Source organism: Roseiarcus sp. (genome assembly GCF_052145395.1).
GTDB lineage: Bacteria > Pseudomonadota > Alphaproteobacteria > Rhizobiales > Beijerinckiaceae > Roseiarcus.
Genome location: NZ_JBKQOT010000898.1, coordinates 1 through 7,087, shown reverse-complemented (window position 1 = coordinate 7,087; position 7,087 = coordinate 1). Strand labels below are relative to the sequence as shown.

8 protein-coding genes are annotated in these 7,087 nt (G+C 67.5%); 6 read left to right on the top strand and 2 right to left on the bottom strand.

Annotated features, from left to right (window positions below; all coding sequences use genetic code 11):
* Together ACLP25_RS31160 and ACLP25_RS31155 are read left to right on the top strand one after the other, a co-directional pair.
* A partial coding sequence (locus ACLP25_RS31160) for a carbon starvation CstA family protein (protein ID WP_442472957.1) occupies positions 1–718 on the top strand: 718 nt, incomplete at its 5' end.
* Positions 715–930 carry a YbdD/YjiX family protein gene (locus ACLP25_RS31155; RefSeq protein ID WP_442472956.1) on the top strand — a complete coding sequence of 72 codons (216 nt, stop codon included), beginning with the start codon at positions 715–717 and terminating at the stop codon, positions 928–930. The genes ACLP25_RS31160 and ACLP25_RS31155, both read left to right, overlap by 4 nt.
* A gap of 25 nt (positions 931–955) precedes the next feature.
* Here the strand turns inward: ACLP25_RS31155 and ACLP25_RS31150 are convergent, their stop codons facing one another.
* Positions 956–1,213, bottom strand: coding sequence for a hypothetical protein (locus tag ACLP25_RS31150; protein ID WP_442472955.1), 258 nt, complete (start codon positions 1,211–1,213; stop codon positions 956–958).
* A gap of 197 nt (positions 1,214–1,410) precedes the next feature.
* Positions 1,411–2,850 (bottom strand): cryptochrome/photolyase family protein, encoded by a 1,440-nt coding sequence (locus ACLP25_RS31145; protein ID WP_442472954.1) that lies wholly within the window; start codon positions 2,848–2,850, stop codon positions 1,411–1,413.
* A 322-nt stretch (positions 2,851–3,172) separates the two neighbouring features.
* Here ACLP25_RS31145 and ACLP25_RS31140 point away from each other — a divergent pair, with 322 nt between their 5' ends.
* The 4 genes from ACLP25_RS31140 to ACLP25_RS31125 all read left to right on the top strand — a co-directional run.
* Positions 3,173–4,342, top strand: coding sequence for an FIST N-terminal domain-containing protein (locus ACLP25_RS31140; RefSeq protein WP_442472953.1), 1,170 nt, complete (start codon positions 3,173–3,175; stop codon positions 4,340–4,342).
* A complete protein-coding gene (locus ACLP25_RS31135) occupies positions 4,339–5,691 on the top strand; it encodes an ATP-binding protein (protein WP_442472952.1) in 1,353 nt (450 codons plus the stop codon). Before ACLP25_RS31140 ends, ACLP25_RS31135 begins: the two co-directional genes overlap by 4 nt.
* A gap of 623 nt (positions 5,692–6,314) precedes the next feature.
* Entirely contained in the window at positions 6,315–6,530 is a 216-nt protein-coding gene (locus ACLP25_RS31130; RefSeq protein WP_442472951.1) for a dodecin family protein, read from the top strand.
* 223 nt (positions 6,531–6,753) lie between these two features.
* The coding region (locus ACLP25_RS31125) for a DUF3417 domain-containing protein (protein WP_442472950.1) at positions 6,754–7,087 on the top strand (334 nt) is incomplete at its 3' end.

Sequence of the window (7,087 nt, the reverse complement as noted above, 5' to 3'; positions counted from 1 at the left end):
CATGGCGCAGATCCTCTCCGGCTTTCTCGGCGGCCCGGCGCTCGCCGGAGTCTGGTACCACTTCGCCATCCTGTTCGAGGCCTTGTTCATTCTCACCACCGTCGATGCGGGCACTCGGGTCTGTCGGTTCATGATCCAGGACCTGGTCGGCGACGTGATTCCTGCCTTCCAGGCGACCGAGTCCTGGACGAACAACTTGATCGGCTCGGCGGCGGCTTGCGCGGCCTGGGGCTACTTCCTTTATCAGGGGGTGATCGACCCGTTCGGCGGCATCTGGACGCTGTGGCCGCTGTTCGGCACGGCGAATCAGATGCTGGCGGCGATCGCGCTGATCCTGTGCTCGGTCGTCCTGTTCAAGATGAAGCGTGAGCGCTACGCCTGGGTGACGCTCGTCCCGACCGCGTGGCTCGTCATCTGCACGGTGACGGCGGGAATCGAAAAGGTGGCAAGCGGCGATCCGAAGGTCGGCTTCGTTTCCCACGCGTGGCTTTATGGCGACGCCGCGGCCGCCGGCAAGGTGCTGGCGCCGGCCAAGACCCTCGACGAGATGGGCCGGATCGTGCTCAACGACTACGTCGACGCGACGCTCGCGGCGATCTTCGTCGCGATCGTCCTCGTCATGCTCGTCTACGGCGTCCGGGAGGCGCTCAGGGCGCTGCACAGCGCGAAGGCCACGACCTCTGAAATCGGGAGCGGCGCGGCGGTGTTGGCCGAATGAGCGAGACCCTCGCCACCCGCGCGCGCTTTGTCTGCGACATGGTCGTCCAGACGGCGCGCCTCATGGTCGGCGTGCCCGACTACCCGACCTATGTCGCCCACCGGCAGGCCAACCATCCCGACGAACCGGTCATGACTTACGAGGAGTTCTTCCGCGAGCGGCAGCAGGCGCGCTACGATGTCCGCAAGGGACGGCTTCGCGGCTGCTGCTGAGGGTCGCCCAAGCCTCAAGCCGCCTTCACAGCTCGGGGAATGCGGCCTCGAGCGCCGGCCGACCGAAGCCTTTGAGCGGCTGGAGCGCGTCGGTCAGGGTGCGGCGGCAATCGGTCACGGCGCCGTCTGATACGTTCGCCACCGCGCAAAGGTCGCCGTTCATCAGCGCCGCGATCAGGCGCGCCGCGTCCAGATGGTTGCAGGCGATCAGTTCGACGTCGTCGTCAACGATCCAGTAGCAATCCCCTGTACAGTGTACTGAATATGTCCTTGCCCTGCCCATGTTGACATCTCTCAGTATACAGCGGTAACGCTATGCGCCGTCTTGAGAAAAAAATATTCTAGCGGCGTGCTGCGTGAGGAAAAGCGCTTCGCTGTGCGATACATTGACGCATCCCGTGTCCATGCTGTTGACTTGGCGTACTTGTTCTGAACGGGGGCGCTGGTCCGGATGAGCGCGCCGCAGGCGCCTCGCCGACTTCAATCTCCGCGCCGGATCTCCGCGAAGGCTGCGAGCGCCCGGGCGCGGGCCGCGTCGTGATCGACGATCGGTTCCGGGTAGGTTTTGCCGAGGACAATCCCGGCGCGGGCGAGCGCCGCCGCCGGCGCGCGCCACGGCGCGTGGACATGCGGTCCTTCGAGACGCGCCAACTCCGGAACCCATCGGCGGACGTAGGTCCCATTGGGGTCGAATTTTTCCCCCTGAAGCACCGGGTTGAAGATGCGGAAAAAGGGCGCGGCGTCGGCGCCCGAGCCCGCAACCCACTGCCAGCTCGCCGGATTGTTGGCGGGGTCGGCGTCGATCAGCGTGTCCCAGAACCATCCCTCGCCACGCCGCCAGTCGACCAGCAGCTGCTTGACCAGGAAGGACGCCGCGATCATCCGAACGCGGTTGTGCATGTACCCCGTGCGCCAGAGCTGGCGCATGCCGGCGTCGACCACGGGGTAGCCGGTTCGCCCCCGCGTCCAGGCGCGGAACCCCGCCCTGTCGTCGCGAAACGGAAACCGCTCGAATTCCGGCCGCAGCGGGCGCGTGGCGAGATCGGGATGGCCGAACAGAAGGGCGTAGGAAAATTCGCGCCAGCCGAGTTCCGAGACGTATTTGTCCGCCGCGCGCGCGAGGCGCGGGTCGGCCGCGGCCGCGGCCTCGACGGTCGCGGCCGCGCGGCGAGGCGACAGCTCGCCGAACCGCAGCGACGCCGAGAGCCGGGAGGTCGTCTCGCCCGCAAGCCGGTCGCGCGCGTCGGCGTAGTCGGGCAGGGCGTCCGCGACGAAGCGGGCGAGCGCGGCTCGCGCCCCCTCTTCTCCGGGAATCTCGCCGAGCGACAATTCGCCCGCCCAGTCGGGCGCGGTTGGGGTCAGGCGCAGGGCGGCGATTGTCGTGCGCGGCGGCGCCTCGGCGGGCCAGGGCGCGCTGGCGAGGGGCGACGGAGCGGGTACGGGCGAGGGCAGGGGGCCGAGCCCGCGATGCCGGCGCCAAAAGGACGAGAAAGTCCCAGGGGGCTTGCCGTCGGCCTTCGCAAGCTCCCAGGGCTCGCGCATGAGCCGGCCGTTGAGGCTCACGGCCTCGACGCCGCGCGCTTTGAGCGCCGCCTGGACGCTGGCGTCGAGCGCGATGCACGCGCCCTCGTAGCGGCGCGTCCAGAGCACCCGCGACGCGTTCGCTGCCGCGGCGAGGTCCAGTGTGACGCGGTCCGCCTCGCCTTCGACGACATCGAGCCGTGCGCCACGTTCAGCGAGGCGGCGTTCCAGGCTGGCGAGCGATTGGGCGAGCCGCCATTTCGCCGCGCCGCCGGGGGGCCGCCCGTTCTGCGGACGGGGGTCGTGAACGTAGACGAAGAGCGCCGGTCCGCCCCGCGCTGCGGCGAGCGCCGGCTGGTCGTCGAGGCGGAAGTCGTCGCGAAGCCACACGATGTCCATGCTCGGGCCTTCCGTCAAATCCGCGACAATCCGGTCGAGAGGGAACGGGGCGCATGTCACGCACGAAGCACGTCGAACCTCTCGGCCCCCCGCTCTAATCCCACAGCTACGTACGCATGCGGCGCCCGGATTGCTTTGGGGGCAGGCATGGAAAGCGGACTCCTTTGCTTCACGGTTCTCGCAGCCTGTCCCGGCGCGAGCCCCGGCGTCGCGCTCGCGGACGAAACCAAGCCGCTGCGCACGCGTGGCGCGCCCGCGCATTTATGCTAATAGAAGGCCTGCAACAAGAGAACGCGGCGGTGCGCGCGCGGAGGAATCGTCATTGGGCCTCGTCGGTGAGCGGGATCAGGGAGGAATCGTCGTCGCGGCGGCATGGAGCGAGAGCGCCGATGCGGCGGCGGCCGAAATCGCCAGGCAGCTTGCGCCTCACGATCTCTCCGGACTCGTCGTGTTCGTTTCGCCCGACTACGACGTCGCGGTTTTCGCGGCTGAGATCGCCCGCCGTTTCGGGGCGACGCCGGTCATCGGCTGCACCACCGCCGGCGAAATCACGCCGGAGGGCTGGAGCGAAGGCGCCGTCGTCGCGGTCGGTTTCCTCAGGCGCCATTTCGCCTTTCTCGCCCGGCCGATCCTCGATCTGACCAATTTTCATGTCGAGGCGGGACGGGAGCTGACCAAGCAGTTGCGCGCCGACCTCGTCGCGCTGCGGCCCGGCTTCCCGGCCCGGGGCCTGTTCGGTCTTCTGCTGGTCGACGGCCTGTGCCGGCGGGAGGAGGCGGTCGTCACCGCCATCCAGATGGCGCTCGACGAGATCCCGATGGTCGGCGGTTCGGCCGGCGACGGACTGCGGTTCGAGCATACCTTCGTCATCCACGGCGGAAAGGCCCATACCGACGCGGCCGTGCTGGCGCTGGCGGCGACCGACCTGCCGTTCAAGACCTTCCGCGTCGACAATTACGAGCCGACGGCCATCAAGATGGTCGTGACGGAGGCGGACATCGAGAAGCGGATCGTGAAGGAGCTGAACGCCGAGCCGGCTGCGAAGGAATACGCCCGCGTCTGCGGCATCCTCGACGACGCGCTCGACGCGTTCTCGTTCGCGTCCCATCCGGTGCTGGTCAGCGTCGGCGGCGAGCATTTCGTCCGGTCGATCCAGCGGGTCAATCCGGACGGATCGCTGAGCTTCTTCTGCGCCATCGACGAGGGGCTCGTGTTCACCGCCGCCAGGCGGCGCGACCCGATGGAGAGCCTGACCCGCGTCTTCGCCGACATGGAGAATGAGCTTGGCGATGTCGACGTGTATCTCGGCTTCGACTGCGTGCTGAGGCGCCTCGCCGCCGAGCGCGAACAGACGGCCCAGCCGATGTCGAAGCTATACCGCGCCAAGCGCGTCGTCGGCTTCAATACCTACGGCGAGCAGTACACTTCGATGCACGTGAACCAGACCTTTACCGGCGTCGCCATCGGCCGGAGGCGGACGGTGGCGTCGTGACCGACACGGAGGACATCGAAGAGCTGAAGCGCGAGATCGCCAAGCTCAAGAAGATCAACGCCAAGCTCATTTCGCGGGTCGAGCGCTCCTACGATCAGCAGCCGAGCGCGTATGCGCTGTTCGAGACGGCGATCGCACTCGACAACCAGGTTCGTCGTCGCACCCAGGAGGTGCAGCAGGCGCTGCGCTCGATCGAGCGCGCCAACGAGGACCTGCGGCGCGCCAAGGAGCAGGCCGAGGCGGCCAATCTGCTCAAGTCCTCGGTTCTCACTTCGATCAGCCACGACCTCTTGCAGCCCCTCAACGCCGCCCGGCTCGCCCTGTCGACGCTGGGCAGCTTCGAGATGGGCGGCGATGAGACCGGCTTGATCGATCAGGCGGACCGCAGCCTGGCGACGCTCGAGGAGCTTTTGCGCACGCTCCTCGACCTCTCCAAGCTCGACGCCGGCGTGATGACGCCGGACATGCGCGCCTTTCCGATCGACGACCTGGTCGCCTCGCTGGTCAAGGAGCAGGCGCAGGGGGCGGCGAAGCGCGGCTTGAAACTCAGGCATTTCGGCGCAGGACGGTGGGTGACGTCCGACCCGCTGCTGCTCAGGCGCGTCGTCCAGAACCTGATCGCCAACGGACTGCGCTACACCCGGCGCGGCGGCGTCCTCGTCGGCGGCCGGGCGCGGGCGGGACGCTGGACCGTCGAAGTCTGGGACACCGGGCCGGGCATCCCCGAGGAGCGGCGCGAGGCGATCTTCCAGGAGTTCCAGCGCGGGGAAGCTGGCGAGCACGGCGGCCAGGGTTTCGGCCTCGGGCTTGCGATCGTACGCCGCCTGGGGCTGGCGCTCGAGCATCCGATCGACCTCAGCTCCAGAATCGGCAAGGGGTCGATGTTCTCGGTCTCGTTGCCGCTCGCCGAGCCGCCGAAAGCCCAGCCCGCCGCGCGCCCGGCCGAGCCGTCGCTCGCCGCGCGCGGACCGCTCAACAACGCCCGGGTCCTGGTGATCGAGAACGACGCGGCGGTGCTCTCGGCCATGGCCGCGCTGCTCAGGCGTTGGGGCTGCGAGGTGGAGACAGCGCCGTCCGGCGACGAGGCGGCCGAGGCCGCGCGACGGCAGACGCCCCAGGCGATCATCGCCGACCTGCACCTTGACCATTTCGAGCGCGGCGCGCTGGCGGTGGCCAAGGTGCGGCGCGCGGTCGGCGCGCCGACGCCCGCGATGCTGGTCACCGCCGACCATTCCGACACCGCGGCGCGCGAAGCGGAGGAGGCGCAGATGACGCTGCTCAGAAAGCCCGTCCGCCCCGCAGAGCTTCGCTCGCTCCTGTCCTATCTGCTGTCGCAGCCCCGCGCCTAGCGCATGATGCGGTTGCGAGGCCCATTCGGGCGCCGTTCGGCCGTCATTCAGCGCGTGTTGGGCATGCGTTCGACACGCGTTCGGCGCTGGACTTGACCCTCTTATTCACCCGTGAATCGTGACTTTTCAATGCGTTGCACTTGAGTTTGCGAGAAAATGAGAAAATCTTTTCCGCGCCAATTTTCTTCGTCATGCGGCGCATCCCGGGGCGAGCGGCCGCGTCCAGGACGGCGTCGATCCGCTTGCGCTTCGTCTGAGGCTCGCATGAGCGGATCATATCGGGTATTCTTCTTTTCCGCAATCAAGAATCGCGCCCATCGCCATTCACGAAAAGGGCGAACCCCAGCGGAACGGGCGGTTAGCGGTCCTTGAAGCGCAGCTGTTGAACGGACGCTCGCGAGCATAAACGAAAAATATCTGTGAATCTGAAGAGCTGGAGGGCCAATGTCGCGTTCCCGTCACGGCGACCCTTTATGAACCGCCCGTCGGGCGGCGCCCGACATGCTCGAAGGACCGCGACTTTTTCGCGCCTTGACCGCTGCGACCGCTCCACTCCAAGGTACGTTCAGGCGAGGCCTCGAACGGAGCCTCGCAGCGGCGCCCGGGCGCCGAGGGAGGGTTCCATGGCCGAGAACGTATACAAAGTGATCGAGCTGATCGGGTCCAGCACGGAATCATGGGAGAAGGCCGCACAGGCGGCGGTCGAGCGCGCCGCGCAAAGCCTCAGGGATCTGCGCGTGGCCGAGGTGACGGCGCAGGACGTGGTGATTGAAAACGGCAAGGTCGAAGCCTATCGCACCAAGGTGAAGGTGTCCTTCAAGTACGAAGGCAAGGACTGAGACGGAACGGGCCCGCCGCTTCGTCAGGCCGACGCGTGAAGCACGCTAGCGCTGACGGGCGACGCGCCCGACCGCCGCTCTTGAACGAAACGACCAATTTTCTACGAGGTCGCGTCGCCACGCGGAAGGCAACTTTCGGGTCGGCCGCAGCGCCTCGCGTCGTTGCGCCTCGCCCAAGCGGCGCCGCGCGAATATCCTCGGCGCCGAGCCCCGGAGGCATATCATGAAATCCAATGGCGGTAGTACGATGCTTGACCTGCCTCCGCGGCTGAGGGGCCTTGAATTCCTCGCCACAGACCTGCGCTTCACCTGGAGCTACACCACCGACTACCTGTGGCAGAAACTCGACCCGGACCTGTTCGCCCTCACCAGGAACCCTTGGCTGGTGCTGCTGTCGACCAGCCCGGAGAAACTCGAAGAACTCGCCGCGGACGAAGAATACTGCGAGCGGATCGCCTGGCTCCTGCAGCGTGAAGAAGCGTCGCGCACGGCGCCTCGCTGGTTTGGTGACCGGCCGCTCGCCGAGGCCGGCGGCAAAGGCCTCTTCACCAAGGAAA

Excerpts from the sequence above, each read along its gene's own strand:
- ACLP25_RS31155 (WP_442472956.1), top strand. The coding sequence starts at position 715 with ATGAGCGAGACCCTCGCCACCCGCGCGCGCTTTGTCTGCGACATGGTC.
- ACLP25_RS31150 (WP_442472955.1), bottom strand. The coding sequence starts at position 1,213 with ATGGGCAGGGCAAGGACATATTCAGTACACTGTACAGGGGATTGCTAC.
- ACLP25_RS31145 (WP_442472954.1), bottom strand. The coding sequence starts at position 2,850 with ATGGACATCGTGTGGCTTCGCGACGACTTCCGCCTCGACGACCAGCCG.
- ACLP25_RS31130 (WP_442472951.1), top strand. The coding sequence starts at position 6,315 with ATGGCCGAGAACGTATACAAAGTGATCGAGCTGATCGGGTCCAGCACG.